Source organism: Sedimentibacter sp. B4, from assembly GCF_000309315.1.
GTDB classification, from domain to species: Bacteria; Bacillota; Clostridia; order Tissierellales; family Sedimentibacteraceae; genus Sedimentibacter; species Sedimentibacter saalensis.
Genome location: NZ_CANG01000037.1, coordinates 1 through 26,865 on the forward strand (window position 1 = coordinate 1; position 26,865 = coordinate 26,865).

A 26,865-nucleotide genomic window follows, 5' to 3' on the forward strand; every position below is an offset into this window, starting at 1 on the left:
TTACTATTGATATACAATTGTTCCGCAGTCTCGCATCACCAATGTATTTGCTCCTTTGGTCGCATACATTGGGTGCTCGTTGCGAAAGACCTACCGCTATTTTTTAGCGGGAGGACAGTAGTCCTCCCCTACAATGGGGTTAGGGCTTCTATAATTTTTAACTGCCATGCACATGCATGGCAGCTATAATCTTTTTAAGCTTCTTTCTTTTGTTTTAAAGCTTTGCCCAAATTGTCGTTTTGTCCAACACCAACCAGTATAGAAATAAACATTACAGCAAGCATTGCGTATGAATAAAATACGTATGGCATAACTTGTGTTGCCACCAATGGGGCGCTGCTGTCAGCTGCAAAACCTAATGTGTAAATCATAGCTGGTGTCCATGGCAGTGCATAACACAATGTGTTTGACTGTGCATCCAGAAGATTTGCAACTCTGTATGGACTTATTCCATGCTTGTCTCCCAAAGGTTTTGCAAATGAAGATCCAACTGCAAGAATTGCAGGTGCATTCAATCCCATAAGAGCTGAAAGGCTTATTACCATAGCAGAAATTGTAAGCTCTGCTCCAATTCTTGTGTTTGCAACTTTTCCCAGGGCATTTAAGAGCTTTACATCTCCCTGTCCTTGTCTCATTATGGAAATTGAACCAAAGAGAAGAAGTGCAAGTATACAAACCTGAATCATGCTGTTTAAACCTGCATAAATAACTCCGCCTACTGTACGGTCAAGCCCGGCACCTGAAACTGTCAGCAGAGCAGGTCTTACTGCATCAACTACATCTATTTGAACTATGTCAAACAATCCAGCGGCAACTCCTGTTGCTGCAGCAAACACAGAACCTATAGTTGTAGCAATGATTATATCTCCAGTTTTTACAGCAATGTATATTGTTGCTATAACAGGAATTAACATAAGCAATGTTTTAGGATCATAGCTGTAAGCTTCAGCTGCAGCTCCGGCTGCTCCACTTCCTGAACCGAATATAAAAATACATATGATTGTTATTAATCCTGCTGCCATGGCATATTTAAGTCTTGATCTAACAACTCCCGGAACATCAACGCCTTGTGAAGTTGCAGAACAAATTGTTGTGTCTGAAACAGGTGCCAGGTTGTCACCAAATGCTCCTCCTGAAATTATAACTCCTGCCATCATTGCAGGATTAGCACCAAGAGCAACACCTGCCGGATAAAGAACGCCCATGCCTGCTGCTATTGTGCCAAAGCCAGTACCTGATGCAGTTGCAAAAACAAGCTGATGCTATAAAAGAAACAACTATGAACATTGTGCTGCTTACTCCCATTCCTGCTGCAACACCGGCAATACCTGATGCAAGACCAGATGTTCTCAATATTCTTGAAAATACACCTGCAAACAGCCAGCACACTACAGGGATTATTGCTTCCTTGCTTGCCATACCATCAATTACAGCATTAGCAAAATCACTTTTGTTTTTTGCAAAGAAAAAACCGACGATAATAGCCATAAATGCAGGCACCCACAAAGCGCCGTCTGAAATTGATCCAAAATGAAATGTTGTTGTGATTATTAATGCCAAAAATACCAGGAATGGAATAAATGACATCCATTCACCGCCGTAAAACTCAAGTTTTTTTCTTTGTGATTCCATTTGATTACCTCCAATAATATATAGTTCAGTTATATATAAGCAATATGCGTGCCAACATTTTATATGAATTAAAACCGGCAACAAGGCCAAAAGGCATAAAAAATACCAGGAAATTTTTTTCAACGGGAAATTTTTTTCCTAGCACTTTTTTTCCTATTATTTGATATATTCCTTAAGGTCCAGCTCAATTATTTTGTTAAAAAGCTGTCTTCTGCTTATTTCCATAATATTTGCAGCATGTGTAATGTTGTTTTGGTATTCTTTCAATACCTGAATAATGTAACGCTTTTCAAAATTTTGTTTTGCTTCCTTGTAAGGTGTAATATTTTCTTTTTCATTTTCATTGATATTTATTTTCTCGCTTTTGAACATTTCTGCCTTAAGTACACCTCCATTTGACAAAACAACAAGCCTTTCAATAATATTCTTAAGCTCCCTTATGTTGCCGGGATATTTGTAGTCTAAAAGGTATTGTTTTGTATCTTCGTCAATGGTCTTTATTCCCTTTCCCATTTCCATGTTAAACCTGTTGATGAAAAAATAAATCAAATCTTCAATGTCTTCCCTTCGTTCTCTGAGGGGAGGAACCTTTATTTCTATGGTGTTTATCCTGTAGTACAAGTCTTCCCTGAACCTGCCTGAAAGAACAGATTTGCCAAGATCTTTGTTTGTTGCTGAAACCAGCCTGAAATCAACATCAATTAATTTGTTTGATCCTATTCTTTCAATTCTTTTTGTTTCCAATACTCTTAACAGCTTCACCTGTGTGTTTTCTTCCATGTCTCCGATTTCATCGAGGAAAATTGTTCCGCCGTTTGCTTCTTCAAGATGCCCTATTCTTCTTGAGGCTGCCCCTGTGAAGGCTCCCTTTTCATGTCCGAACAGCTCAGATTCTATTAATCCTGCAGAAAAATACTGACAGTTTATTGGTATGAACGGCATTTGAGCACGTGGGCTTTTTTCATGAATCAAATGGGCAATTATTTCCTTACCTACTCCTGATTCTCCTGTAATCAGGACGTTTGAGTTGCTTGCAGCCACAAGTTCGACCATTTCAAAAACCTTCTGCATTTTCTTGTTTTTGCTGGTACAAAGGTGCCTGCCCTTTTCATTGTTTTTGTTGATTTTATTTATGTTTTGCAGAGAAAATATTTTATAAACTTTTTCTATTTCAAGTATCAGCTCTTCCGGGTTATGACTTTTGATAAAATAACCAAAGGCTCCCATTTTCATTGTCTGTACTGCTGTCTCAATGCTGCCGTAGCCAGTTACCATTATAACTTCAACATTTTTGTCATATAAATCCTTTACTTCCCTTAAAAAGCTCACTCCGTCTTTTCCAGGCATCATAATGTCCGTAATAACAAGAGGGTAAAATTCCTTATCCATAACATTTAATGCTTCTTCGGCAGAACATGCGGCTTCTATATTGTATCCTTTTCTTTTAAGAAGCATCTTATATGTTTCTCTGTAATCTGCATCATCATCAACTATTAATATTTTAAATAATCCTGTCATCATTGTTCCTTTCTGCTGGTATTGTTATGGTAAACTTTGTTCCTTCTCCAAGTTTGCTGGATACATGAATTTTGCCGCCCATTTTTTCCACTTCCGAATAAACAATGAACAACCCAAGGCCGGTTCCCTTTCCAAGTTCCTTCGTTGTAAAAAAAGGATTGAATATGTTGTTCATGTTGTTTTCGTCAATTCCGCATCCTGTATCTTCGCACACAATGATGATATTGCCTTCTTCAACATTGGCGTTTATTTTAATTTCTCCCCCATGCTCCATTGCTTCTACTGCGTTTGAAATAAGGTTAAGCAAAATGTGTTCCATACTTTCTGTGCTCAAATTCAGCTTTTCATCAATACTGCATTCAAGAGAAACTCTTATATTTTCTTTTTTGATTATATCATTGTGCATCTCTATAATTTTTTGAATTATTTCCTTCAGATTTACAAAATCTTTTTTGTTTCCCGTAAGTCTTGAAAAACTAAGTATATTGTCTATTATCGAACTTGCCCTGTTCACGCTTGAATCTATGAAATCAAGAGACTTGTTTGTTGTTTCTTCCTGATTTTCATTTAAACGAAGCAAGTAACTCTGTGTCCTGATAATCCCCAGAGGATTTCTGATTTCATGAGCCATGCCTGCTGCAAGCTGCCCCACTGCAATCATTTTGTTTGTCTGAAGCATTTGGTTTCTGTTTATTTTATCTATTGTTATATTTTTTATTGAAATAAGAACAGTGTCTTCTGCTCCTTTTAGCAGCTGACAAGTTATTTCATAAACATCCTTGCCGGCCATTACTTCTTTTTTGATTGTTTTCTGCAATTTTAGAGTTTCTTCAGTCATACAGCCTGTGCAGCCGTTGCAAAAATTTTTCAAATTAATTTTCACAGTTTTCTCCTGCAATTTTTTCTCTTGAAGTTCCTGAAAAATCAGCAAAACTTTTATTGCAGTTTATAATATTTTTGTTTTTGTCAACTACAATCATGTATTCAGTCATGCCGTCAAATATTATCCTAAGCTCATTTCGGCTGCTTTCAAGTTCGATGGTTCTACGTCTCACCTGTTTTTTAAGAGAATAGTTGTTTAAAATTATCACTGTGAAACCAATTAATGCTATTATAACGGAAATAATTATATTTTCAATCATTTCTGCATCAGTCTTCTTTGCAATGAGAGGCGTTGATATTCCAAACCACTTTTGTTGAATTTTTTCAAGTTGTCCTTTTTTGTTCATCTGCAAAATAGCCTTGTTGAGTATGGAAACAAGCTCAGGTTTATTTTTTGATACAGCAAGAACAACCTCTTCTTCATAGAGAACCTGATTGATATAATTAGGATTTGTATTTTGCCCCCTCTCCACAAGAAGATATGTTATAATTGGCTCATCGCCAATTACAGCATCAACTTTACCTGATAAAAACATTTCAAGTCCTTCTTCAACATTTTGAGTGTACACAAGATTTGCAGCAGGATAATTTTCAATTAAATATGCATTGGCATAATCACCTTTTTCTGTTGCAATTACCATGTTGTTAATTTGTTCTAATTCAAAGCTTTTGTTGTTTTTTGTAAGAAGAACTGTCCTTAAATTGTAAATGGGGTCTGTAAACAAATAATATCTGCTTCTTTCCTCATTAACAAACATATCACATATGTGAGTATTCCCATTTTTCAGTGATTCCAATGCATGATTCCACTCCATGGGAACAGTCTGAATGTCAACTCCAAGTTCAAGAGACAGCTGATTGATGTAGTCCACCACAACACCTTTGTACTGATCATCAATTTCATCTACAAAACGCAGTGGCGGAGCATTGTCGTTTGCTGCATAAATAATGGAGTCCTGCTCTTTGAGCCACTGAATTTCAGAGCTTGTCAAGTTTTTCCTTACATCTCTTTCATAAGCAAATATTATAATTACAACTACTAAAATCATTACTGCAAGTATGCTTAATATTTCTTTTCTTCTGTACATTTAATCCTCATTTTGATTTATTGAAATACTTTTCCGATATTGTCGCAGATTACCAAATCAGCACTTTTATCCAGTGAAGTTGAAGACTTGTTTATAAGCACAAGCTTTTTCCCCTTAAAATAATTAATGAGTCCTGCTGCAGGATAAACAACAAGTGAAGTTCCCCCAACTATGAGCACATCGGCTTTTTCTATGTATTCCACAGATTTTTCTAAAATTTCACCGTCAAGGCTTTCCTCATACAATACAACATCGGGTTTGATGGTTCCTCCGCACTGGCACTTTGGAACACCCTTTGAATTTACTATGCTGTACACGTCATAAAACTTCCCGCACTTCATACAGTAATTGCGCCTGACTGAACCGTGAAGCTCCAGAACATTTTTGCTCCCGGCTTCCTGATGAAGTCCGTCAATATTTTGTGTTATTACACATTTAAGCTTTCCTCTCTTTTCAAGTTCAGCAAGCTTTATGTGAGCTTGATTTGGCAAAGCGTCTAAAAATATCATTTTATTTTTATAAAAATCATAAAATTCAGATGTGTTTCTTACAAAAAAACTGTGAGAAATGATTGTTTCAGGCGGATATTTGTATGTTGTGCTGTACAGTCCGTCAACACTTCGAAAATCCGGTATGCCGCTTTCAGTTGACACACCTGCTCCACCAAAAAACACTATGTTGTTGCTTTCTTCAATTATATTTTGTAAGTCCTGATTCATAGATTTTCCTCCCGTTCATTTATCATCATGAGAATTTTTTCCCTGCATTTATTTCCTCCGCAGGAACCTCCGCCTGAGCCGGTAATTTTATTTACTTCATCAACTGTAAGAGCACCTTCTTTTATGGCTTTCTTGATTGAAGCCCTTGAAATTCCCTTGCAGATGCATACCTTTATCATTTTGTCCATTATTTCAGTTCTTTTGTTTTCATCCATTATTCTCTCCATTGTCATTTCTAATAATATAATAATCCATGGTGTATCTTTCAGAAAAACCGCAGGACTTATAAAGATTAAGTGCATTTTCGTTATTTGTTAGAACCTGCAAAAAAATACTTTCAGCATTGTTTTTCAAAAGTTCTTCGATAGCCATTGAAAGTATTTGACGTCCGTACCCAAGGCCCCTGTATTCAGGCAATACACCCAATCCATAAATTCCACCTTGTTTGTTGTTGATTTCAATCCTTACCTTTCCTACTGCTTCATGTTCTTTTTCTGCCATATATGTAATGTTTTTATAGCTTCCGACCTCAGTTTCAATGTTATCTTCCTCTAAAAACTCCATGTTGAAATAAATTGAATTTTGCCTTGCTATTTCTGATGCATCATCTCTTGTGATTTTTCTTAATTTTAGAGTCTTAGATTGTAATTCTTGAAAATTTTCAATGTTTAAAATCATGTCATATTCAGAATGGGCATACCCGTCACATACACTTTTTATGAATTCAATTCCTTGAGTTGATTGATGGTCACTTAAAAGCAGCATGGAAACGGATTTTCTTTTATGCCATTCATCACGAGCCAGTGAAAAAAGTCTTTTGAACACTCCCATCCTTCTATACTGGGGATGAACCATTCCGTTCACTTCGATTTCGTCCCCTCCGAAATCACAGATTCCTAAGTATCCAATAAGCTCATCATCATTAAAATACATAAATTCATTTATGTTAACTAAATTTGTTTCTGATGACTTCAAGTTGCTTAATTTATAATCAAGTTCAAGTTTAAGGGATGTTTTATCATGTTCCCGGCATATATTTTCTAAGTTCTTTATTTTCTCGTAATCATTTCGGTCTATGATACATTTAAGTTTAATGCTTGGATTTATTATATTCATCATTTCCCCCTACATTTCAATTTACTCTATTGTACTCGATTTTTTTGAAGTTCTCAATATTATTTATTAAATTAATGGCGTAAAAAAAGAGAGGCAAGCCTCCCTTAATATACGTTTATTATTTTTTCTCCTGTCATTTCCTTGTTCAGATATTCTTCATGTTTTTTTGGTATTGTAACAACATTGCTGTTTCCATCGCTTATAAATTTTTCTCTTGAACCTGCTTCAAATTGTTTGAAGTAATCATACATTCCGCAGTTGTCAACCTTTATTTCGCTTGCAGTAACCCTGTACAGGCTCTTGAAGTTGTTCATGGTGTCAAAAGGCGAATATGCAGGCCTCCAGCCCACGTCAAGAACTGCAATGTTTTTATATTCCTTGCCTTCGTAACTTCCTTCAAGCATGTAGTCTAAATACTCATCTTTTGGGTTGCTTCCGTGAGGGAGAGCTAATGTTTCAATTTTATAGTCTGGCACGTATGAGTTTATAATGTTGTTCACACTTCCTATTTCAGCCTGAATATCATCACTTCTCAGCATTTCGAGCTTTTCGTGGCTGTATGTGTGATTTCCTATGTCATAACCATTATCAACAAGAAAGTTCATTTTTTCATTTACGTATTCTTTTTGTCCAAAAGGGTTTGTTCCAAGGAAGAAACTTGCCGTAACATCAAAATCGCTGTACTTGTTTTTAAACTCTTCAAGTATTCCCACAGCACAGTCAGAGTCTATGACAAGCTGCCCATTATCTTCAATGTAGTTAAAATTGTTCTGCCTTCCATCATCAAATGTAAGAATAATAGGTGTGTATCCAGCCTTAGTTTTTATTTCACCTTTGGCATAGTCATTAAGGCTTATCATTTGATACTTGTTTTGGTACATGTATTCCAGATCTTTTCGGAAATTTTCCGGAGTTCTCTGCCAGTCTGATTCAGTATCACCTATTCCGTGATACATTAAAATCATTATTTCACCAAGTTCATTTGGATTTAAGGATAAATCTATTTGTGATACCGGATCAATAATTACTTCATCCTCATTGTTTTTATTTACATTATTAGTTACTGGATTTTCTTCCGGAAGTGTGATGTCTTCATTTTCAACAGGTGCTTCCTGCTCCTGAACAATGCCTGATGATGGAACTTCCCCCTGAATGTTGCTGCATGATGTAAGCAACACAAATGATAAAACTGTCAATAACAAATGCGCTTTTTTCATTTCATACCCCTTTTTATTATATATATCAATTTTATATCATAACAACAATAATGTCCACATGAAGAATTTTCATATTTTATATTGTTATTAATTTATATTTTGGTATAATAAATAATATATATTATCCAGGAGGACTAAATTGGGAAACGGCAACAAAATTGCACAGGATAAATTAAAATTGTTATATATGCTTAATTACATCAACATCCCCCTTACTAATATTGAGCTTACAAATTACATATTAGATCATAACATCATGGATTATTTTACCCTTCAGCAGCTTTTAGGTGACTTGTGTGATGCAAAGTTTGTAGTACTAAACTCTAAAAATGGCAATGAGTATTATTCCATATCAGAAGCAGGCATTGCTGCACTTGAAATGTTCGCAGATAAGCTTCCCGATTATTTCACAAAGGAAGTAGAAACAAACTTTTCATTTTTAAAAAAGCAGATTAAAAGACAGAGGGAACTGCTTGGACACTATTACAAAAGAAAAGAAGACGAGTATATTGTGACTCTTCAGGTCATGGAAAATGAATCCATCATTTTCAGCTTAAGCATAAATGTTCCTACAGAAGATTTAGCAAAAAACATATGCAAAAAATGGGATTCAAATCCTGAAGAAATATTCGGCAGCATCATAAATACACTGACTTCAGACCTTAAATAATCTTTATGCAGTCCGGAATAAAATTTAGTTCTATTGTTTCGTTTATTGTAAGACTTTGCTTATCAACGGATACAATCTGGTTCTTTTTGGAATTTGACACATATATGTTATTTTTACCGACGGCAATACTTTCAGGATAACCGCCCAGAAAGATTTTCTTTATTATTTTTCTTTTAAAGACATCAATAACATAAAGGCTCTTATCAACTATGTTAATTGTATAAATCATATTTTTGTCAATTAAAAAATCAGATGCAAGTCCTTCTAGTTCTATTACATCATTAACAGCTGCCTTGTGCAAATCCATAAAGTTTATTTTTGTGTGAACATTTCCGTTTACAAAGTATGTCATCACTACTAGGCAGTCATTTGACAAAACCAGGTGCATAGGCTTTCCATCTGTGGTGAAATAGCGTTTGTTTTCACTTATCAGGCTGTATTCTATAACCAAATTTTCTTCATAGCAGGTTGTGTACAGCATTTTACTGTCTTCAGCTACAATTACATCGTGTGTCTTTATTCCTGCAGGAATTGATTCTGTCAAAGTGAATGTTGACAAATCAATTACAGAAATATTGTCGGAATCAAAATTCGCAACATACATGGTATCATTGTAAATGAACATGTGACGTGGATCTCTTCCTACCGTTGTTTCTAGAAAATCACCATCATTATAGCCATATTTGTAAATTTTATTGTTGAATGAATCGGCCAGATACACACAATTATCATAGGTAATGATGCTGTGTATAGAAGCCTTCTCAAGACCGCTTAAATCAACCGCCTTTTTACATATGTAATCATCGCCAAATAGTTCCAGCAAGAAAAGCATCAATCGTCCATTGCTCATGCCCGTTGCAGCCACCTTTTCATCACATATCATAGCAATCACCTCCATGTAGTATATGACAAAGAGCAAAATAAGTTAATATGAATTTTTATTTTTTGTTTTGTTTGAATATTTTTGGGTATCTATATACTAAATAGATTACTTAAAGGAGATTATCATGTTGAATGAAAAAGTATCAAGTTTGATTAACGAACAAATTAATAAAGAATTTTACTCGGCATATTTATATCTGGATATGTCAAATTACTATAATGAAGCAGGGCTTAACGGCTTTGGAAACTGGTTTAAAGTTCAGGCACAGGAAGAAAGAGACCACGCACTTTTATTTCTTCAATACCTGCAAAACAACGGCGAAAAAGTGACACTCACAGAAATCAAGGCTCCAGACATCACTTTTTCAAGTTTCATGTCGCCGCTTCAGGAATCTTTGAAACACGAGCAGTTTGTTACAGCTTCTATAAACAATATCTACAGTGAAGCTTCCAATATAAAGGACTATCGTACAACACAATTCTTAGACTGGTTCATTAAGGAACAAGGCGAAGAAGAAAAAAATGCAGAAGATTTGATTTTAAAATACAATGTTTTCGGATCAGATGCAAAAGGTCTTTACATGCTGAACCAGGAGCTGGCTGCAAGAGTTTATGCTCCGCCTTCACTTGTTTTATAAATTATTAAACAGCAGAAAATTCTGCTGTTTTTTTATTAAAAAAACGCCGATATTTAAAATATCTGGCGTTTTTCATCTAGTATTCTTTTTGCATCTTCATAACCTTGACGAATCATCCACTTTATTCTTTCCGAACTTGCTTCTAATGTACTGCTTAAATATTCATCAGGTGCTATGTCTATTATTTCAACATTTTCAAAACTGCTGTAATCATACTTTTCAGGTCTCAGGCGTACTGCAATTATTATATCACAGCCCTTATCAGCCGCCATTTCCACAGGTAATTTTAAAAACATGCTTCCATCAAGATAATACTTATCTCCTATGGGCCTTGGTGTAAATACCGGTAGATAACAGCTGGCAAAAACAAATTCGTGAAGCATACCCTCCGGTATATCTTCCTTAAAAAGCTTCAATGGTTTTCTGTCAGTGAGGCAATATGTTGCAAGTCCGTATTCAATCACTGAATCACGAATATCTTTTTCTCTCACCACATCCTTGTAAAATTCAATGATGGGCTCAGGATCCACACCTGAGCTTTTCAAATAGCTATTTTCAAATTTGTCGATGTTTCTTGTTATTTTATCAAATATATCTTGAGAATTTTTGCTTTTCTTTTTATTATTGTCCGAATATGAAAAATCAAATTTGCTCCACAATTCAGTGCTGTTATCATAATCGCCCAATACGTAGGACACTCCGTTAAGAGCTCCGATTGATGTGCCGACCACGCATTGGTAATGGATGTCTAGTTCCTTTAAAGCTTTCAAGACACCTATCTGGTAAGCACCCTTTGCTCCCCCGCCCTCTAAGGCAATTCCTACTTTTTTTTTGCTGTTCATTTATTTCTCCTATTATCTATTTATACATTTGGTACACATACCCTGGTTCCAGAAATAAGGAAGTTTGACGGCCTTAAATTTGGATTGGCAGTAAGTAATGCAGATGGCGAAATGTTGTGTGCAACAGCCACCGTTGCCAGACTTTCTCCAGGTTTTATAATATATTCTCTTGAGTTTTCTGTGTCACATTCCTGAAAGTTTTCAGGAGGTATGCAAAGTTCTGTTCCAGGAACTATTATGTTCGGATTAAATTCACGGTTAGCATCCACCAGTTCATTAAGGCTTAAATTGTAAGTTATAAGAATGTCGCTTAATCTTGTTCCTTCTTGAATTACTACAACTGTTCCAAAAGGACAGCCTGCGGGCACATTAGGAATGCATATCTCCTGACCAACCTTCAAGTCATATGGATTTGCTTCCGGGTTAGCTTCAAGGAGTATATTCAAAGGCAGTCTATACTTAAGGGCTATGTTGTAAAAGCTGTCTCCTTCAACAATTGTATAATATGCTCCGTTAATGCATGATGGTCTTTCAGGAACCCTTGGAACACATAGAGACATTCCTTCAGTCAATGTGCGAAGTCTCAGCATAGGATTAAGTTCCAGAAGTCCAACTAAATTTGTTCCGAATCTTGCCGCAATGGAATTTAAAGTATCACCGGGCTGAACCACATAGGGCATGGTAAATTTGTTGGGGCATAAATTTTGATCTTGTCTATAAATCATTATATAATCACCTCATAATATAATTTGTTAATTTATAATATTCATGAGGCTATGAATGTTTCTTAATAGTTAACTAGAAAATTTATCCCTTTCTCTTACAGCAAGCTTGTCGCAGCGTTCATTGTAATGATGCCCGTTGTGTCCAAGTACATGAATGAATGTAACATTATGAATGCTTGCAGCTTTCAAAAGCCTTTGCCATAGCTCTAAGTTTAAAACCGGCTTACCGTCAGACTTTTTCCAGTTTTTTTTCTGCCAGGATACAAGCCACCCTTTATTAAATGCATCTGTCACATACTTGGAATCCGTAGTTACAGTTACTTCGCAGGGCTGTTTTAATGCTTCAAGGCCTGCTATTACGCCCATGAGCTCCATCCTATTGTTTGTTGTGTTTTCTTCTCCCCCGCTCAGTTCAGCTTCCTTGCCGTTGTATTCAAGTATGACACCGTATCCTCCCGGACCGGGATTTCCGCTGCAGGCTCCGTCTGAATATATGTTGACTTTTTTCATTATTTCTCCGCCTTTTACTACTATCTAACGCTATTGTATATGATTATTGTATATTATTTGTTTTTTGTTCTGTCTTCTGTCTTATGAGCATTACTCTCAATATTCCGTAGTGTTCTTCCAACTCTTTAAGTTTTGCTTCATTTATTTCCCCGACAACATCTATTATGTTGCAGGCATAATCGCCTCTGCTCTTGTTGACCATTCCTATTATGTTTACGTTGTGGCTTGCCAGAGCTGTAGTCATTTGTCCTATCATGTTTGGAATATTTTTGTTCAATACCACAATTCTGTCAGTTCCAGGGTATCTGTCCATTGAGCAATCAGGAAAATTAACTGAATTGGTGATGTTGCCTCTTTCCAGATACTCAGTAAGCTGAGTTACAGCCATTTCTGCGCAGTTTTCTTCTGCTTCAAAAGTTGAACCACCAAGATGAGGTATGCACACAACATTTTTAGCAGCCAAAAGTTTCTCTGTAGGAAGGTCTGATACGTGATATCCTACCTTGCCGCTTTCTAATGCTTCTATGAGGTCATCGTCATTAATAATGCCTGACCTTGCAAGGTTGAGTATCTTCACGCCGTCCTTCATTAATTTTATATTTTCTTTGTTTATATAATTTTTAGTTTCATCGCTGTAAGGAACATGAAGAGTGATGTAGTCACTTCTTCTGTAAAGCTCGTTTATGTCACTTGTGTACTGAACATCCCAAGACAAAGCCAGAGCATTTTTTACAGATATGTACGGATCGTATCCTATAACTTCCATTCCAAGCTTCACACCCATGTTTGCAACAAGGTGTCCCACATTTCCCAGACCTATTACCCCAAGAGTCTTTCCCTTGAGTTCAGGCCCAACAAATTTAGATTTGCCTCTCTCCACTGATTCTACGACATTTTTTTCTATGTTTCTCGTCCAGTCTATGCTGTCAATTATTTTTCTTGAACTCATCAAAAGCCCCAGGAATGTAAGTTCACAAACTGCATTTGAATTTGCTCCAGGAGAATTGAATACGACGATTCCTTCTTCAGCGCATCTTTCTATTGGTATGTTGTTTACTCCTGCTCCGGATCTTGCTATGGCCTTCAGTTGTTTTGAAAACTTCATGTCATGAATGTCCATGCTTCTCATTACTATTCCGTCTGCTTCGCTTGTTTCTTGTTCTATCAATGTATATTTCTCTTCGGAAAACAAATTTAAAGTTTCCTTAGGAATTTTACAAAACAGTGCTACTTTATTCATTTTCATCCTCCTTATTTTACATTATTAAAGCTTAGTATACAACCGATATATTTTAAAATCAAGAAAAATGTTATAATTAACAATATAATTTCAATAAAATACAATACAAAAGGCCAGATGCATATGCATCTGGCCTTTCCATAAGTACTCTATCTGCAGCAACCTCTATCGAAGAAATTATTGCCGCACAGCAGGAAGTAAATAATACCAATTATGATTATCCACTCTAGCCAGTCGTTTCCGCCTATTCCGCCTATACGGTCGCAGCAGTCAAAGTTTGTTGCTCTTATTTCATCTGACATATATTTCACCTCTTCTAATATTATAAACAAGCTGGCATGCCATTTCTTGTTTTAACTCAATATATGTCATCAAATCAATTGTGTGCAGAATTTAAAGAATTTCTATTGTGGAAATTGCCGTTTCAATAAGCTGTTCTATGTCCAATTTGCTTTCAGAATTTTTAATAGATTCAAGTTTTGGATTTATGAGAGGATGCTTTGGAGCAAACACTGAACAACAATCATCGTATGGAAGTATTGATGTTTCAAATGTGTTTATTTCTCTTGCCCTTTCCATTATTTCAGTTTTGTCCATACCTATCAGCGGTTTTAGAATGGGCATGCGGATTGCTTCCTCAATTACAGCCATGGATTTCATTGTCTGGCTTGCAACCTGTCCGAGACTTTCTCCTGTTATGAGCATATCCATGTTGTTATTTGATGCAATTCTTTCAGCTATGCGCATCATGAATCTTCTGGCAAGAATTGTTGTTTCTTCTTCTCTGCAGAACTCTTTGATGGCTTTGTGCACTTCAAGGATGTTTATGCTGTAAAGTTTTATATTGCCGCAGTATTCTTCAAGAATCTCTTTCAGATGCTTTACTTTTTCATTGGCCCTTTCAGATGTGAAAGGATATGTGTGAAAATAAAGAGCATTTATTTCAACGCCTCTTTTTGCAATCATGTGACCAGCTACAGGAGAGTCAATTCCTCCGGACAAAAGAAGAAGAGCACGGCCGCTTGAACCAATGGGAAGTCCACCGGCTGTTTTTATTTTCTCAGATGATATGAAGCAGTGTTTTTTAATATCAATGTTAATTTCTACTTCAGGATTGTGCACATCCACAGTTACATCAGGAAACTGCTCAAGTATTCTCCCTCCCACAGCTGCGCTGAAGTCCATGGAACCTATGGGGAATTTCTTGTCCCCTCTTTTTGTGTTTATTTTAAATGTCTTGAAATCTTTTGAATCCTTTAAATATCTAAAAAGCTCAATTGCCTTTAATGTCATTGTTTCAGGGTCAGTTTCAGTTTTTATTGATGGACTTATTGCAACAATACCAAATATTTTTCTTGTTTTTTCTAATATGCTGTCCATGTCTTCTTCATGGGATGTTTCAATAAACATTTTTCCCAATTCTTTGTAGACAACAATGTCCTTGAATTCCTTCAAGGCAAACTTTACTTGTTCTATGAGTTTGTGTTCAAAGGAGCCTCTGTTTTTTCCCTTAAGAAATATTTCTCCAAAGCTCACTGCAACTATATTATACATGTTTTTCCCTTTCCTATAACTTCATGATTTTTCGTATTTCTTCAACTGACTGTTTAATGTTTTCAACCACATATTCAACTTCATCTTCATTGTTGAAATGTCCAAGGCTTATTCGTATGGTTCCATCCACATAATCCGGGTCAAGTCGTATAGCTTCAAGAATTCTGTTGGACTTGCTTCTTGAAGAGCAGGCAGAACCTGTTGAAACATAAACACCTTTCATTTCCAGAAAATGCACCAGAACTTCTCCTCTTACATTCTTGAATGATACGTTTAAAATATGAGGAGCCCCATCATCTGAAAGAGTGCTGTTTATTTTCATGTCCTTGATTTCTTCTGTGAGCCTTTTTGCATACAAGTTTTTTAGGTTCCTGAGTTTTGTTATTTCTTCCTCAAAATTTTCATAAACAAGCTGGCATGCTTTTCCAAACCCTACAATTCCAGGTGTATTTTCAGTTCCCGGCCTTATGTTTTTTTCCTGACCTCCGCCGAAAATAATCGGGTTTATTTTAACTCCGGATCTTATATACAGCCCTCCGACACCTTTTGGCCCGTGTATTTTGTGGCTGCTGAAAGAAATGGTGTCAGCAGGAATTTTGTTCGTGTCAATTTTTATTTTACCATAGGATTGTACTGCATCAATATGTATTTTTGTATTTTTGTTCTTATTTTTTGTAATTTTGCATATTTCACTTAAATTCTGCACTATTCCCAGCTCATTGTTTACGTGCATAATTGACACAAGCAATGTGTTTTCGTCAATTAAATCATTAAGCTGCTCAAGATTCACCCTTCCAAAATTGTCTGTCTCCAGGTATCTTATTTCCACATTGTCCTTAAAATGCTTTAAAACATTATAAACAGACGGATGCTCAATACTGGTGGTAACAACGTTATTCTTTCCTTCAATACCGGATAAATGACCCAGCAAAGCAATATTGTTGCCTTCTGTACCGCCTCCGGTAAAAAATATTTCATCTTTCTTTGCATTTATTATTTTTGCAACATATTTTCTTGCTTCTTCAATTCTTTTTTCTGTTTTAAGACCCATTCTATGTATTGATGAAGGATTTCCGTAACAATTAATATTTACATCTGTCACTTCGTCCATTACTTCCTGTCTTACTCTTGTTGTTGCGCTGTTGTCTAAATAAACTTCCATATTAACCTCTTATCGAATTATTGTAATTTATTTTTCACATGATTGAGAAATTTGTAAAAAAAGCTTGCATAATATTTCTTTCTTTGCTATAATAATTTTGGTTATCCCCCCCGATAACCAAAATATATTCCCAATACCCCTTTTATGCATATTAATGCTTCACAACAATGGCCACGAGGCCATTTTTGTGTTTTTGCCATAAATACTATTTCTTCATTTCTTCCAGATACAATCTTGACACTTTTCTTACAAAATCATTTCCTGCTGAATTGTACAACTTTTCATCTATTTTCCTTATTGGAAGCACATCGTTTGAAGTTCCTGTAATAAATGCTGCATCAAAGCTATTTAGTTCGTCAAAATGAACAGTTCTTTTTTCCACTTCCACGTTGTTCATCATGCACACTTCAATTACCTTGCTTCTTGTTACTCCAAGAAGAACAGCCTCATCAGGAGAAGTTATTATTTTATTTTTTTTGATAAAAAATATGTTTGATTTGCTTCCTTCGCTTACAGTGTTGTCATCATTTACAAGAATTGCTTCAAATGATCCGGTTTCATCAATTACTTTCTGTACTTCTTCCTTGAAGTTTTTTTCAAAAGCCTTGACGTTTGGATTTTTCCTGTGCGTCTTTACAGTGACAGTGTCCACACCTTCCTGGAATTGTTTTTTTGAAGGATAGTGGCTTTCAATAAAATAAAAGAGCAATACATCCTCATGAGTAAAATAATATGAAACCCTTATATTGCAGTTTAAGAGATTGTTGGCACTTATGAGCATTTCTGCAGAGCGCTTGTAATATTCATAGTCCAAGACGCCTTTTAATCCGCTTAAGCGTATGCTTTCATTCATGCGGTCGAAATGTTCTCTCAAAAATACAGGGCGTCCTTCCACAACTCTTATAACTTCGTAAATTTTTGCGCTGTCTTTCTTTAAAAGCTCTTCCATTTCCTCTTTTGAAACCAATTTGTTATTTGCAACATTTTTATGTGATACTATGTTTATCATATGTTTTCTTCCTTCCAGAATAAATTTATATCTTCCTGTGCATGGTCAAAGCTCATTGTTTTTTTATAATGCCTCCAGTGGTCAGGAAACAACTTTAAATATGTTGATTGACAAAGTCTTGAATCTATAAGCATGACAACACCTTTGTCATTTTCTGTCCTAATTACGCGGCCTGCTGATTGAAGTATTTTGTTAAATCCGGGATATTTGTATGCAAAATCATATCCTGAATGGAATTTTTCATCAAAAAATGATTTGATTAAATTTCTTTCAAAGGAAATTTGCGGTATTCCTGTACCTATTATAACCGCCCCGATTAATTTTTCAAGGGGCAGATCAATTCCTTCTGAAAAAACTCCCCCCACAACAGTGAAAAGAACCATATCCGTCCTTGTTTTGAATTTTTCAACTATTTCTGATTGTTCATCCTCATTTATTCCCTGAGTTTGAACAATGATGTTTTCAATTCCAAACATATCCTCATATGTTTCAACCACTTTTTCCATGAAGCTGTATGAAGGAAAAAACACCATGTAGTTTCCTTTTTTGCCGTTTATTGCTGCGTTTATAAATGAGCATGACTGTTTAATATTAGCGTCTCTAACGGCATACTTCATGGAAATACCGCTTGTTATTAACAATTTCAAATTTTCTTCTCTGAAAGGGGATTTGATTTTTAAAATGTAATCTTCTTCTTCTCCCCCTAGCATGTACCTGAAATATTTAAGAGGTGTGAGTGTGGCTGAAAAGAAAATACAAGACCAGGCATTTTTTTCAATTTCCTTCAAGATGTCTGACGGATTTATGAGAAATAATTTGATCATTGTTTCCTTCTTGTTAAAATCAGCATAGTAACAAAAATTGCTGTCTGCAATTTCAGATATTTTAATAAAAAAATTGCTTTTGAAATATATGTCTACTAACTCTTCCGGAATGTTTTCATTGTTTCTGTCATTTATATATTTTTCAGCTTCCGCTGTGAATTTTCGAAGTCCATTGATGAGTTCTGACGGTTCGTCTTCAAGTTCAGAAGTTTCTTCGTTTAATGATTTTTTAATTTCTATGAATTTCTTGTTTATGTTTGTTAGCAGCTTGGCTATTTTTTTATCTATTTCTTTCATTATTTTGCCGGTCTCATAAAATTCTTCCTTTACAAGACAAGGAGAATACATGCTGCGAGTTCTGTCTTCTAAGTTGTGGGCTTCATCTATGAGAAGTATGTCGTTAGAATTTTTAAAGACATCATCTCTTTGAAGTGCAACCCTTGGATCAAAGTAATAATTGTAGTCACATATAACTGCATCTGACATGTAACTTAAATCAAGGCTTAGCTCAAAAGGGCAAAGCTGGTGTTCCCTGGCTGTTTGTTCAATGTATTCCCTTGAATAAAGGCATTCTTCCTTCAGTGCTTTTTTAAGAGGCACATTCAGTCTGTCGAAATATCCTTTAGCATATGGGCAAAATTCCGGATCACATTTTGTTTCTTCCATGAAGCATACTTTTTCCTTAGCTGTTATTATTGTTGTTCTAAGCTTCAGCCCTTTGTTTACCATCATTTTGATGGTGTTGAATGCAATTGATTTTGTTGAGGACTTTGCTGTAAGATAAAATATTTTGGAATTTTGTTTTATGTTCATGGACTTTATTGCAGGAAAAAGGCATGACACAGTCTTGCCCACGCCTGTGGGGGCCTGTACGAACAGTTTTTTCCCTTCTTTTATTGTCCTGAACACAGCAACAGAAAAATTCCTTTGTCCCTGCCTGTAGCCAGAAAAAGGAAAATCAAGTTCTTCAATTGACTGTTCTCTTTCTTTTTTGAGCCTTATGATTGTCTGTGCCCAATCTAAATACATTTCAAGAAGTTCATAGAAAAAACACTTAAGTTCCAACGCGCTGTATTTTTTAGCAAATACCTTGGTTTTACCGCTGTCAAGATTAAAGTATCTCAGCTGGACTGTCAACTCTTCCTTACCGGTTTCAACGCTGTACATGTAAGCGTAGCATTTGGCCTGGGCAGAGTGAGCAGCATTGTAATTTTCATCTATATGATCAAGATCCGTGTATGTGGACTTTATTTCATCAATTGTTGTCTGAGTTTCTTCTGTTATTACCCCATCTGCTCTGCCTTCAACAATGAACAAAATATCTCCAAGAGTAAATTCATTCTTGAGATAATATTCTTTACTATAGTTTTCACCCATGTTTGACTGCAGCAGCTTGTGTGCCTTCATGCCTTCTAATGCTCTGTCGGGACTAAGGTTTTTAACATTTATGTCGCCGCTTTTATATACAAATTCAACTAGCTCCCTGACCGAAAGTTTAATGTTATCCATAATTATCTCCTGCAGATGCAAAAAAATAAACACCTTCGTGTCTATTATATCAAATGTTAACTAGATTTAAAACGCTTATTTTATATATTGTATGCAAGTAACTCTGTTTCCTTCAACGGAAAATTTATCAGAAAGTCCTTCTACAAGCATAAGCCCTCTTCCTGATTCTGAAAAGTCGTATTCTCCCAGTTCTTTATGAATATAGTTAACACCTTTTCCTTCGTCAGCAACCTCAATGATAATACATCTGTTGTTTATTAAAACTCTAACGCTCACAAGTTTGCTCACATCCTGACTGTTACCGTGCATAACGCCGTTAATGAGCAGCTCATAAAGAATTATCTTAGTGTTAAAAAATATGTTTTCATTTATTACGTCCCTTATATTAAGCAAGATGTCTTCAACTATATTCTTAACACCGCTTAAATCGCTATGGACTTTTTTTTCAAGTATATAATCCATCATTACTCCTCCCGTTGATAATAATATACCCTGTTTTTGGCTGTTTAATCACCCAGAGCGATTATTGCGGAAGATGATTTTTTTATTCTTCTTTTATTCCAAGCACATTTTCAAACAAGTTCCATATTTCTTCAACCCCTGCCTTTGAAGTGGCTGAGAAAGGATATACTAATCCATTTTCTTTAATTTCCAGTGTTTTTTTAATTACTGCTATACTTTTTATCTGCTGAGATCTTGAAAGTTTATCTGCTTTAGATGCTATGACATATCCAGTGTAGCCGCATTCTTTTATCCAGTTGTACATCTGAATGTCGTTTTGGCTCGGTTCATGTCTGATGTCAACTAAAAGAAAAACTTCTCTCAATTGGTTTCTGTTGTGCAGATATGTGTCAATCATTGTTCCCCACTTGTTTTTTTCTGTCTTTGATACCTTTGCATATCCGTAGCCAGGCAAATCCACGAAGTTTAGCATGTCGTTTATGTTGTAAAAATTGATTGTCTGAGTTTTTCCAGGCTGTGAACTGGTCCTGGCCAAACTTCTCCTGTTTAAAAGCGCATTTATCATTGATGATTTTCCGACATTTGATTTTCCTGCAAATGCAATCTCCGGTACAACCGTTGCCGGATATTGTTCTTTTTTTACAGCTGTCATTATTATTTCAGCTTTTCTGATTATCATATTTTCCTCTTTCCTAATGAAATTAAGAATTAAGAGTTAAGAATTAAGAATTAAATGTTGGATTTGTGCCAGGCACAAATCCTTCAATTCATTCTTCACTCTTCATTCTTCACTCTTCATTTTATCTAAGTGCTTCCTTAACAACATCTTCAATTCTGTCCGCGTACACAATTTCCATTAAGCGCAGAATTTTATTGTCAATTTTTGAAACGTCAGCCTTGTTTTTAGAGCATAGAACAACTTTCTTTATACCTGCCCTTTTTGCCGCCAGAAGCTTATCCTTGAGTCCTCCAATTGGGAGAACTCTTCCTGTTATTGTTATTTCTCCTGTCATGGCCACATCTTTTCTTACAGGCTTCTTTGTAAGAGCCGAAATTATTGCTGTTGCCATAGTTATGCCTGCTGAAGGACCGTCCTTTGGAATGGCTCCTTCAGGAACATGGACATGTATGTCAGTTTCTTTGAACATTGTATAATCTATGTTGAATTTTTCTGCATTTGCCTTGATATAGCTTAGCGCTGCCATGGCAGATTCCTTCATTACATCGCCCAACTGACCAGTAAGCTGAAGTTTTCCGTCTCCCTTCATGGTGTTGACTTCAATAAACAAAGTCTCTCCGCCAGACTGTGTCCATGCAAGCCCTGTTACAACACCCACCTGGTCTTCCTCATATGCCAGATCATAGTCATACTTAGGTATTCCAAGATAATTTTTAAGGTTCAAATTGTTAATAGCAACTGTCTTCTTCTTTTTCTCTGCAATTTGTACTGCAGATTTTCTCACAAGTTTTCCTATATTTCTTTCCAGATTTCTCACTCCGGATTCCCTTGTGTATCTTTCAATAATTTCATTAATTGCATTTTCAGAAATTTTCACTTGTCTTTCCTTTAGTCCGTGTTCTGAAACCTGCTTTTTAACAAGATATTTCAAAGCAATATTTCTTTTTTCAATATCAGTATAACCGGATATTTCAATTACTTCCATTCTGTCCAAAAGAGGCTCTGGAATTGTTGATGTGGAGTTTGCCGTTGTTATGAACATGACATTTTCCAGACTGAATGGTGCTTCAATATAATGATCCGTGAATGTGCCGTGCTGTTCAGGATCCAGTGCTTCAAGAAGCGCTGAAGCAGGATCTCCTTTAAAGTCACTTGAAAGCTTGTCAATTTCATCCAGCAAAAATACCGGGTTGTTCACTTTAGCTTTTGCTATGGATGATATTATTCTTCCCGGAATTGCACCAATATATGTCCTTCTGTGACCTCTTATTTCAGCTTCATCCCTTACACCACCAAGAGATATTCTCACATATTTTCTGTTCATAGCCCTGGCAATAGATTTTGCAATGGATGTTTTTCCAACTCCCGGAGGTCCCACAAAGCATAGTATGGGGCCCTTCATGTTTTTGTTAATAAGTTTGACAGCAAGAAACTCAAGAATTCTTTCCTTCACTTCTTCGAGGCCGTAATGGTCTTCAGAAAGGATTGCTCTTGCTTTATTTAAATCCGTGTTGTCCTTGGTTTTCTTGTCCCATGGCAGGTCAATTAGCCAGTCCACATATGTTCTGATAACTCCTGCATCAGGAGATGAAGAAGAAATCTTCAAGAGCTTGCTGACTTCTTTTTCAGCTTTTTCCTTAACTTCCTTTGGCATATGTGCTTCTTCTATTTTCTTAAGGTATTCATCAACTTCAAACTCAGCAGATTCATCTTCACCAAGTTCTTTTTGAATTGCCCTTAACTGTTCTTTTAAATAATAATCCCTTTGAAATTCGCTTACTTGTTTTTTCACAACTTCGCTTATTTCGCTTTCTATCTGAAGAACTTTTATTTCCTTTGCAAGAATTGAATTTACTTTTTCAAGTCTCTTGTAAGGGTCAAATATTTCCAGAAGATTTTGCTTTTGTTCAGTCTTCAAATAAATATATGATGAAACCACATCTGCAAGCTTGTCAGGATTATTTATTTCCTTAAGTGTTATTGCTGCATCCGGTGAAATTTTCGGATACACTGATGAATATTCTTCAAAATTGTCCATGGTAAGTCTTACCATGGCTTCCATGCTGTCGTCAAGAGGAAGTTCAAAGTTGTAAATGTATTCATCAAGCACAACCTCAAAATAAGGTTCCTCCTGGATTATGGAAACAATTTTAGCTCTTCGTATTCCTTCCACCAGCACTCTTATGTTGTCGCCGGGCATTTTTATCATTTGTTTTATTTTACAGATAACTCCGACTTCGTAAAAATCATCTTCTTTAGGGGAATCTATGTCAGCTTCTTTCTGAACTGTAAGAAAAATGTCAGAATCTTCAAGCATGGCTTCTTCCAATGCGTTGATTGACTTTTCCCTTCCTATGTCAAAATGAATCACTGTATCCGGAAAAATACCAATTCCCCTGATGGGTATCAGAGGCAGGTTTCTGTTTTCTGTACTGTAATTATCAATCATATTTTTCTCCTTATTAAAAAGTTGCTCCGCAACTCCGGTAGGGGACCTATGTCCCCCCTTGACGGCAAGGACGTCCTACATGCACTCCTCGTTTTAATAATATAGGAAAGTTCTCTTTCCTATATTATTAAAAACTGCCTGCGAAGGCAGGCAGTTTTATGAAGCATTTTCTTTATTATCAGACAGAGGCTTTTTGGTTAAAACTAATTTAGGCTCGCTTTTATTTATGATAGTGTCTTTTGTGATGACACATTTCTTAATATCATTTCTTGACGGTATTTCATACATGACATCAGTCATTGTACTTTCAAGTATACCACGAAGACCTCTTGCACCTGTATTAATTTCCAAAGCTTTGCTGGCAATTTCCTCCAATGCTTCTTTTTCAATTTCCAATTCAACATTGTCCATCTTGAACAATTCCTTGTATTGTTTCACAAGGGCGTTTTTTGGTTCTGTCAAAATTGAAACCAAAGCTTTTTTATCCAATTTATCCAAGGCAACAACAACCGGCAGCCTTCCAATAAATTCAGGTATAAGCCCGAACTTCAATAAGTCCTGTGATTGTACCTGCTTTAAAAGCTTATCAGTATCAACAGTGTTTCCTGAAATATCTGCACCAAAACCTATACTCTTCTTTCCAACTCTCTTCTGGACGATTTTTTCAATTCCGTCAAAAGCTCCGCCCAGTATAAACAATATGTTTGTTGTGTCGATCTGAATGAATTCCTGGTGCGGATGCTTTCTTCCTCCCTGAGGAGGTACATTTGCAACAGTTCCTTCAAGAATTTTAAGCAAAGCCTGCTGTACGCCTTCTCCGCTTACGTCCCTTGTTATTGAAGGGTTTTCAGATCGCCTTGAAATTTTATCAATTTCATCAATATAAATTATGCCTTTTTCTGCTCTCTCCACATCGAAATCTGAAGCCTGCAGAAGTTTAAGCAATATGTTTTCTACATCTTCGCCAACATACCCTGCTTCCGTCAATGATGTGGCATCTGCAATGGCAAACGGCACATTCAAAAGTCTTGCAAGAGTTTGAGCCAGATATGTCTTTCCGCTTCCGGTTGGTCCCAGTAAAAGAATGTTGCTTTTCTGAATGTCGATTCCTTCATCTTTACCTTTAAAGTTTATTCTTTTGTAATGATTGTAAACAGCCACTGCCAATGCTTTTTTTGCCTGGTCCTGCTGAATAACATATTCGTCAAGTTTATCTTTAATTTCCTTTGGTTTAGGAAGTTCAGTGAAGTCATATTCTTCGAATAAATCCACGTCTTCATCAACTATGTTGTGGCACAGTTCAATGCATTCATCACAAATATAAACATCTGGACCTGCTATGAGCCTTCTGACCTGCTCCTGCGACTTCCCGCAAAACGAGCACTTGATTTGTTTTTCATTGACTTTGCTCATTAAAACACTCCTTATTTTCTTTTGGCTATAATATCGTCTATTATGCCATAGGCTTTTGCATCCTCCGCTGTCATGAAGTTATCTCTGTCAGTGTCATTTTCAACCTTTTCAATAGGCTGAGAAGTTCTTTCACTTATAATGTTGTTCAAAGTGTCTCTTATTTTGATAATTCTGTCTGCATGAATTTTAATATCAGATGCCTGACCCTGCATTCCGCCTAGCGGCTGATGGATCATTATTTCTGAATTCGGAAGTGCAAATCTTTTTCCCTTGGCTCCTGACAAAAGGAGGAATGCTCCCATGCTTGCTGCCATGCCGATGCAAATTGTTGATACATCCGGCTTGATATACTGCATTGTGTCATAAATTGCCATTCCTGCTGTAATAGATCCTCCAGGTGAGTTAATGTATAATTGTATGTCCTTGTCTGGATCTTCTGATTCTAAAAATAACAGCTGTGCTACAATCACGCTTGCTGTTGCATCATTTACCTCATCGCTCAATATGATTATTCTGTCCTTTAAAAGTCTTGAATATATATCATAAGATCTTTCGCCTCTTCCAGTTTGTTCAACTACATATGGAACTAATGCCATTTCATTTCCTCCTATATTATATTTCCTGTTACTATTATTGTACTTATTTATCTTAATATAAGCTTAATTTTAATTAATTATTTTTCTTCCTGAACATCTTCTGTTGCTTCAACTGCTTTAGGTTCAACAAATACAGCATTTTGTACAAGCATATCGATAATCTTTCTTTTTTGAAGAGTTTCTTCAATATAGCCTTTGCTTGATTCAAGAATGCTTTTTTTGAAAGCTTCAAGTCTGTCTGCTTCAACCTGGTAAGATTCTGCAACTTTGTTTACTTCCTCAGAAAGTTCTTCTTCAGTAACCTTTATATCTTCCTTTTTAATGAGAGCTTCAAGAACAAGTTCAGCCTTAACATTAAATTCAGCCTGATTTCTTGCTCCTTCCTTGTATTGGTTAACAAAGTTAGTTATTATGTCATCATATTCCTTGCCTGTAAATCCCTGCTGACGGAACTGCTGCTCATAGTTTCTTCCTAAGTAGTCAATTTCACGTTGAATCAATACTTCAGGAATTTCAACCTTAGCTTCATTTACTATTTTTGTGATTACATTGTTGTCATTGGCAATTTTTGCCTGGTCTAAAGCTTTCTTTTCAAGATTTGCTCTTGTGTCAGCCTTTAGTTCTTCCAAAGTGTCAAATTCGCTGATATCTTTTGCAAATTCATCATCTACTACTGGAAGTTCCTTTGACTTGATTTCATGAATTTTTACTTTGAATACAGCCTCTTTGCCCTTTAATTCTTCTGAATGATATTCTTCAGGGAATGTTACGTTAACTTCAACTTCTTCATCCTTGTTCTTGCCTATAAGCTGTTCTTCAAATCCAGGAATGAATGTGTTTGAGCCTATTTCAAGAGCCTGGTTTTCAGCTGTGCCACCTTCAAATTGTTCGTCTCCAACAAATCCTGCATAATCTATAGTAAGGAAGTCTCCGTTTTGAACTGCTCTGTCAGTTACTTCAACTATTCTTGCATTTTTTTCCTGTACTGCTGTTATTTCTTTTTCAACATCTTCATCTGTAACTTTTACTTCAGTTCTTTCAACTTCTATTCCCTTGTACTCTGGAAGTTCAACTTCAGGCATTACTTCAACATCAGCTGTAATGACAATTTCTTGTCCTTCTTCAAATTTTTCAACATTAACTTTTGGGCTATCGATAACATCAAGCTTGTGTTCTGCAACTGCTTTAGGGTATTCTTCCTGAATTGCAATATCCATTGCTTCATCATAAAAAATGCTCTTGCCATATTTTTTTTCAATAATATGTCTTGGAGCTTTACCCTTTCTGAAACCTTGAACATTAATATTATTTTTTGCTTTTAAATATGCTTTATTCACAGCACTTTCAAATTCTTCAGGTGAAACAGTAAATTCCAGTGTTACCACATTTTTTTCTTTTTTAAGTAATTTTGAACTCATTTTATCCTCCTGGATTCTTAATTATTTTATGTTAAACAGTCAATATTGTTTCATTTTAATGAATTTCATAATTAACCATTATATTATACCACAATTCTTTTCAAAAGCAAT

At 35.9% G+C, this 26,865-nt stretch carries 27 protein-coding genes; 2 read left to right on the top strand and 25 right to left on the bottom strand.

Translation table 11 applies throughout. From position 1 onward, the window contains the following. Positions 1–194 precede the first annotated feature (194 nt). The 9 genes from BN358_RS06765 to BN358_RS06800 all read right to left on the bottom strand — a co-directional run bounded on the left by BN358_RS06765 (position 195) and on the right by BN358_RS06800 (position 8,172). A complete protein-coding gene (locus tag BN358_RS06765) occupies positions 195–1,205 on the bottom strand; it encodes a Na+/H+ antiporter NhaC family protein (protein ID WP_019228469.1) in 1,011 nt (336 codons plus the stop codon). Beyond that, positions 1,165–1,632, bottom strand: coding sequence for a hypothetical protein (locus tag BN358_RS27450; RefSeq protein WP_232233031.1), 468 nt, complete (start codon positions 1,630–1,632; stop codon positions 1,165–1,167). Before BN358_RS27450 ends, BN358_RS06765 begins: the two co-directional genes overlap by 41 nt. A 156-nt stretch (positions 1,633–1,788) precedes the next feature. Beyond that, on the bottom strand, positions 1,789–3,153 hold the full coding sequence (locus BN358_RS06770) for a sigma-54 dependent transcriptional regulator (protein WP_019228471.1): 1,365 nt from the start codon (positions 3,151–3,153) through the stop codon (positions 1,789–1,791). Further along, a complete protein-coding gene (locus BN358_RS06775; RefSeq protein ID WP_051010988.1) occupies positions 3,134–4,033 on the bottom strand; it encodes a sensor histidine kinase in 900 nt (299 codons plus the stop codon). The genes BN358_RS06770 and BN358_RS06775 overlap by 20 nt, the downstream gene beginning before the upstream one ends. After that, positions 4,023–5,120: a transporter substrate-binding domain-containing protein gene (locus BN358_RS06780; RefSeq protein ID WP_040582148.1), complete on the bottom strand. Its 1,098-nt coding sequence runs from the start codon at positions 5,118–5,120 to the stop codon at positions 4,023–4,025. Before BN358_RS06780 ends, BN358_RS06775 begins: the two co-directional genes overlap by 11 nt. Before the next feature lie 17 nt (positions 5,121–5,137). Next, the gene (locus BN358_RS06785) at positions 5,138–5,839 is read right to left on the bottom strand and encodes an NAD-dependent protein deacylase (protein ID WP_019228472.1); all 702 of its coding nucleotides are present in this window, start codon (positions 5,837–5,839) and stop codon (positions 5,138–5,140) included. After that, positions 5,836–6,054, bottom strand: coding sequence for a (2Fe-2S)-binding protein (locus tag BN358_RS06790; protein ID WP_019228473.1), 219 nt, complete (start codon positions 6,052–6,054; stop codon positions 5,836–5,838). Before BN358_RS06790 ends, BN358_RS06785 begins: the two co-directional genes overlap by 4 nt. Beyond that, positions 6,047–6,955, bottom strand: coding sequence for a GNAT family N-acetyltransferase (locus BN358_RS06795; RefSeq protein WP_019228474.1), 909 nt, complete (start codon positions 6,953–6,955; stop codon positions 6,047–6,049). Before BN358_RS06795 ends, BN358_RS06790 begins: the two co-directional genes overlap by 8 nt. 104 nt (positions 6,956–7,059) lie before the next feature. Then, a complete protein-coding gene (locus tag BN358_RS06800) occupies positions 7,060–8,172 on the bottom strand; it encodes a polysaccharide deacetylase family protein (RefSeq protein WP_019228475.1) in 1,113 nt (370 codons plus the stop codon). 139 nt (positions 8,173–8,311) lie between these two features. On the opposite strand from BN358_RS06800, the gene BN358_RS06805 reads away from it, so the two are divergent. After that, positions 8,312–8,842 carry a DUF4364 family protein gene (locus tag BN358_RS06805; protein ID WP_019228476.1) on the top strand — a complete coding sequence of 177 codons (531 nt, stop codon included), beginning with the start codon at positions 8,312–8,314 and terminating at the stop codon, positions 8,840–8,842. Here the strand turns inward: BN358_RS06805 and BN358_RS06810 are convergent. Next, positions 8,835–9,725 carry a YncE family protein gene (locus tag BN358_RS06810; RefSeq protein WP_019228477.1) on the bottom strand — a complete coding sequence of 297 codons (891 nt, stop codon included), beginning with the start codon at positions 9,723–9,725 and terminating at the stop codon, positions 8,835–8,837. The two genes, BN358_RS06805 and BN358_RS06810, sit on opposite strands and share 8 nt — an antisense overlap. A 124-nt stretch (positions 9,726–9,849) precedes the next feature. Between BN358_RS06810 and BN358_RS06815 the strand changes: the two genes are divergently transcribed. Further along, positions 9,850–10,362, top strand: coding sequence for a ferritin (locus tag BN358_RS06815; RefSeq protein ID WP_019228478.1), 513 nt, complete (start codon positions 9,850–9,852; stop codon positions 10,360–10,362). 53 nt (positions 10,363–10,415) lie between these two features. Here BN358_RS06815 and BN358_RS06820 read toward each other — a convergent pair whose 3' ends face one another. The 15 genes from BN358_RS06820 to tig all read right to left on the bottom strand — a co-directional run bounded on the left by BN358_RS06820 (position 10,416) and on the right by tig (position 26,754). Then, positions 10,416–11,204 carry a patatin-like phospholipase family protein gene (locus tag BN358_RS06820; protein ID WP_019228479.1) on the bottom strand — a complete coding sequence of 263 codons (789 nt, stop codon included), beginning with the start codon at positions 11,202–11,204 and terminating at the stop codon, positions 10,416–10,418. A gap of 20 nt (positions 11,205–11,224) precedes the next feature. Beyond that, complete coding sequence (locus BN358_RS06825) at positions 11,225–11,929, bottom strand: LysM domain-containing protein (RefSeq protein ID WP_019228480.1); 705 nt, start codon at positions 11,927–11,929, stop codon at positions 11,225–11,227. A 69-nt stretch (positions 11,930–11,998) separates the two neighbouring features. Next, positions 11,999–12,439: a ribonuclease HI gene (gene rnhA, locus BN358_RS06830; protein ID WP_019228481.1), complete on the bottom strand. Its 441-nt coding sequence runs from the start codon at positions 12,437–12,439 to the stop codon at positions 11,999–12,001. Positions 12,440–12,482: 43 nt separating this feature from the next. After that, a complete protein-coding gene (locus tag BN358_RS06835) occupies positions 12,483–13,679 on the bottom strand; it encodes a 3-phosphoglycerate dehydrogenase family protein (protein WP_019228482.1) in 1,197 nt (398 codons plus the stop codon). Between the two features lie 149 nt (positions 13,680–13,828). Next, the gene (locus tag BN358_RS25285) at positions 13,829–13,981 is read right to left on the bottom strand and encodes a hypothetical protein (protein WP_019228483.1); all 153 of its coding nucleotides are present in this window, start codon (positions 13,979–13,981) and stop codon (positions 13,829–13,831) included. 91 nt (positions 13,982–14,072) lie between these two features. Further along, positions 14,073–15,233 carry a tRNA uracil 4-sulfurtransferase ThiI gene (thiI, locus tag BN358_RS06840; protein ID WP_019228484.1) on the bottom strand — a complete coding sequence of 387 codons (1,161 nt, stop codon included), beginning with the start codon at positions 15,231–15,233 and terminating at the stop codon, positions 14,073–14,075. A gap of 13 nt (positions 15,234–15,246) precedes the next feature. Further along, positions 15,247–16,395, bottom strand: a complete 1,149-nt coding sequence (locus BN358_RS06845; protein ID WP_019228485.1) for a cysteine desulfurase family protein — start codon at positions 16,393–16,395, stop codon at positions 15,247–15,249. Positions 16,396–16,600: 205 nt separating this feature from the next. After that, positions 16,601–17,404 carry an aminotransferase class IV gene (locus BN358_RS06850; protein WP_019228486.1) on the bottom strand — a complete coding sequence of 268 codons (804 nt, stop codon included), beginning with the start codon at positions 17,402–17,404 and terminating at the stop codon, positions 16,601–16,603. Then, positions 17,401–19,737 carry an ATP-dependent DNA helicase gene (locus tag BN358_RS06855; RefSeq protein WP_019228487.1) on the bottom strand — a complete coding sequence of 779 codons (2,337 nt, stop codon included), beginning with the start codon at positions 19,735–19,737 and terminating at the stop codon, positions 17,401–17,403. The genes BN358_RS06850 and BN358_RS06855 overlap by 4 nt, the downstream gene beginning before the upstream one ends. 75 nt (positions 19,738–19,812) lie before the next feature. Then, positions 19,813–20,202 (bottom strand): ATP-binding protein, encoded by a 390-nt coding sequence (locus BN358_RS06860; protein WP_019228488.1) that lies wholly within the window; start codon positions 20,200–20,202, stop codon positions 19,813–19,815. A gap of 79 nt (positions 20,203–20,281) precedes the next feature. Then, the gene (yihA, locus tag BN358_RS06865; protein WP_019228489.1) at positions 20,282–20,878 is read right to left on the bottom strand and encodes a ribosome biogenesis GTP-binding protein YihA/YsxC; all 597 of its coding nucleotides are present in this window, start codon (positions 20,876–20,878) and stop codon (positions 20,282–20,284) included. Between the two features lie 121 nt (positions 20,879–20,999). Continuing rightward, positions 21,000–23,327: an endopeptidase La gene (lon, locus tag BN358_RS06870; RefSeq protein ID WP_019228490.1), complete on the bottom strand. Its 2,328-nt coding sequence runs from the start codon at positions 23,325–23,327 to the stop codon at positions 21,000–21,002. A gap of 156 nt (positions 23,328–23,483) precedes the next feature. Then, the gene (gene clpX, locus BN358_RS06875) at positions 23,484–24,740 is read right to left on the bottom strand and encodes an ATP-dependent protease ATP-binding subunit ClpX (RefSeq protein WP_019228491.1); all 1,257 of its coding nucleotides are present in this window, start codon (positions 24,738–24,740) and stop codon (positions 23,484–23,486) included. 11 nt (positions 24,741–24,751) lie between these two features. Further along, a complete protein-coding gene (clpP, locus tag BN358_RS06880) occupies positions 24,752–25,336 on the bottom strand; it encodes an ATP-dependent Clp endopeptidase proteolytic subunit ClpP (RefSeq protein ID WP_019228492.1) in 585 nt (194 codons plus the stop codon). Positions 25,337–25,413: 77 nt separating this feature from the next. Then, on the bottom strand, positions 25,414–26,754 hold the full coding sequence (gene tig / locus BN358_RS06885) for a trigger factor (protein ID WP_019228493.1): 1,341 nt from the start codon (positions 26,752–26,754) through the stop codon (positions 25,414–25,416). Positions 26,755–26,865 lie beyond the last annotated feature (111 nt).

What these genes read in the sequence shown, in the direction of transcription:
- BN358_RS06785 (WP_019228472.1), bottom strand. Translation starts at nt 5,839, where the DNA reads ATGAATCAGGACTTACAAAATATAATTGAAGAAAGCAACAACATAGTG.
- rnhA (WP_019228481.1), bottom strand. Translation starts at nt 12,439, where the DNA reads ATGAAAAAAGTCAACATATATTCAGACGGAGCCTGCAGCGGAAATCCC.
- BN358_RS06855 (WP_019228487.1), bottom strand. Translation starts at nt 19,737, where the DNA reads ATGGATAACATTAAACTTTCGGTCAGGGAGCTAGTTGAATTTGTATAT.
- lon (WP_019228490.1), bottom strand. Translation starts at nt 23,327, where the DNA reads ATGATTGATAATTACAGTACAGAAAACAGAAACCTGCCTCTGATACCC.
- BN358_RS06850 (WP_019228486.1), bottom strand. Translation starts at nt 17,404, where the DNA reads ATGATAAACATAGTATCACATAAAAATGTTGCAAATAACAAATTGGTT.
- BN358_RS06790 (WP_019228473.1), bottom strand. Translation starts at nt 6,054, where the DNA reads ATGGATGAAAACAAAAGAACTGAAATAATGGACAAAATGATAAAGGTA.
- BN358_RS06815 (WP_019228478.1), top strand. Translation starts at nt 9,850, where the DNA reads ATGTTGAATGAAAAAGTATCAAGTTTGATTAACGAACAAATTAATAAA.
- BN358_RS27450 (WP_232233031.1), bottom strand. Translation starts at nt 1,632, where the DNA reads ATGGAATCACAAAGAAAAAAACTTGAGTTTTACGGCGGTGAATGGATG.
- yihA (WP_019228489.1), bottom strand. Translation starts at nt 20,878, where the DNA reads ATGATAATCAGAAAAGCTGAAATAATAATGACAGCTGTAAAAAAAGAA.
- BN358_RS06765 (WP_019228469.1), bottom strand. Translation starts at nt 1,205, where the DNA reads ATGGGCGTTCTTTATCCGGCAGGTGTTGCTCTTGGTGCTAATCCTGCA.
- BN358_RS06820 (WP_019228479.1), bottom strand. Translation starts at nt 11,204, where the DNA reads ATGAACAGCAAAAAAAAAGTAGGAATTGCCTTAGAGGGCGGGGGAGCA.
- BN358_RS06810 (WP_019228477.1), bottom strand. Translation starts at nt 9,725, where the DNA reads ATGATATGTGATGAAAAGGTGGCTGCAACGGGCATGAGCAATGGACGA.
- BN358_RS06835 (WP_019228482.1), bottom strand. Translation starts at nt 13,679, where the DNA reads ATGAATAAAGTAGCACTGTTTTGTAAAATTCCTAAGGAAACTTTAAAT.
- tig (WP_019228493.1), bottom strand. Translation starts at nt 26,754, where the DNA reads ATGAGTTCAAAATTACTTAAAAAAGAAAAAAATGTGGTAACACTGGAA.
- BN358_RS06860 (WP_019228488.1), bottom strand. Translation starts at nt 20,202, where the DNA reads ATGATGGATTATATACTTGAAAAAAAAGTCCATAGCGATTTAAGCGGT.
- BN358_RS06800 (WP_019228475.1), bottom strand. Translation starts at nt 8,172, where the DNA reads ATGAAAAAAGCGCATTTGTTATTGACAGTTTTATCATTTGTGTTGCTT.
- BN358_RS25285 (WP_019228483.1), bottom strand. Translation starts at nt 13,981, where the DNA reads ATGTCAGATGAAATAAGAGCAACAAACTTTGACTGCTGCGACCGTATA.
- thiI (WP_019228484.1), bottom strand. Translation starts at nt 15,233, where the DNA reads ATGTATAATATAGTTGCAGTGAGCTTTGGAGAAATATTTCTTAAGGGA.
- BN358_RS06780 (WP_040582148.1), bottom strand. Translation starts at nt 5,120, where the DNA reads ATGTACAGAAGAAAAGAAATATTAAGCATACTTGCAGTAATGATTTTA.
- clpX (WP_019228491.1), bottom strand. Translation starts at nt 24,740, where the DNA reads ATGAGCAAAGTCAATGAAAAACAAATCAAGTGCTCGTTTTGCGGGAAG.
- BN358_RS06770 (WP_019228471.1), bottom strand. Translation starts at nt 3,153, where the DNA reads ATGATGACAGGATTATTTAAAATATTAATAGTTGATGATGATGCAGAT.
- BN358_RS06795 (WP_019228474.1), bottom strand. Translation starts at nt 6,955, where the DNA reads ATGAATATAATAAATCCAAGCATTAAACTTAAATGTATCATAGACCGA.
- BN358_RS06825 (WP_019228480.1), bottom strand. Translation starts at nt 11,929, where the DNA reads ATGATTTATAGACAAGATCAAAATTTATGCCCCAACAAATTTACCATG.
- clpP (WP_019228492.1), bottom strand. Translation starts at nt 25,336, where the DNA reads ATGGCATTAGTTCCATATGTAGTTGAACAAACTGGAAGAGGCGAAAGA.
- BN358_RS06845 (WP_019228485.1), bottom strand. Translation starts at nt 16,395, where the DNA reads ATGGAAGTTTATTTAGACAACAGCGCAACAACAAGAGTAAGACAGGAA.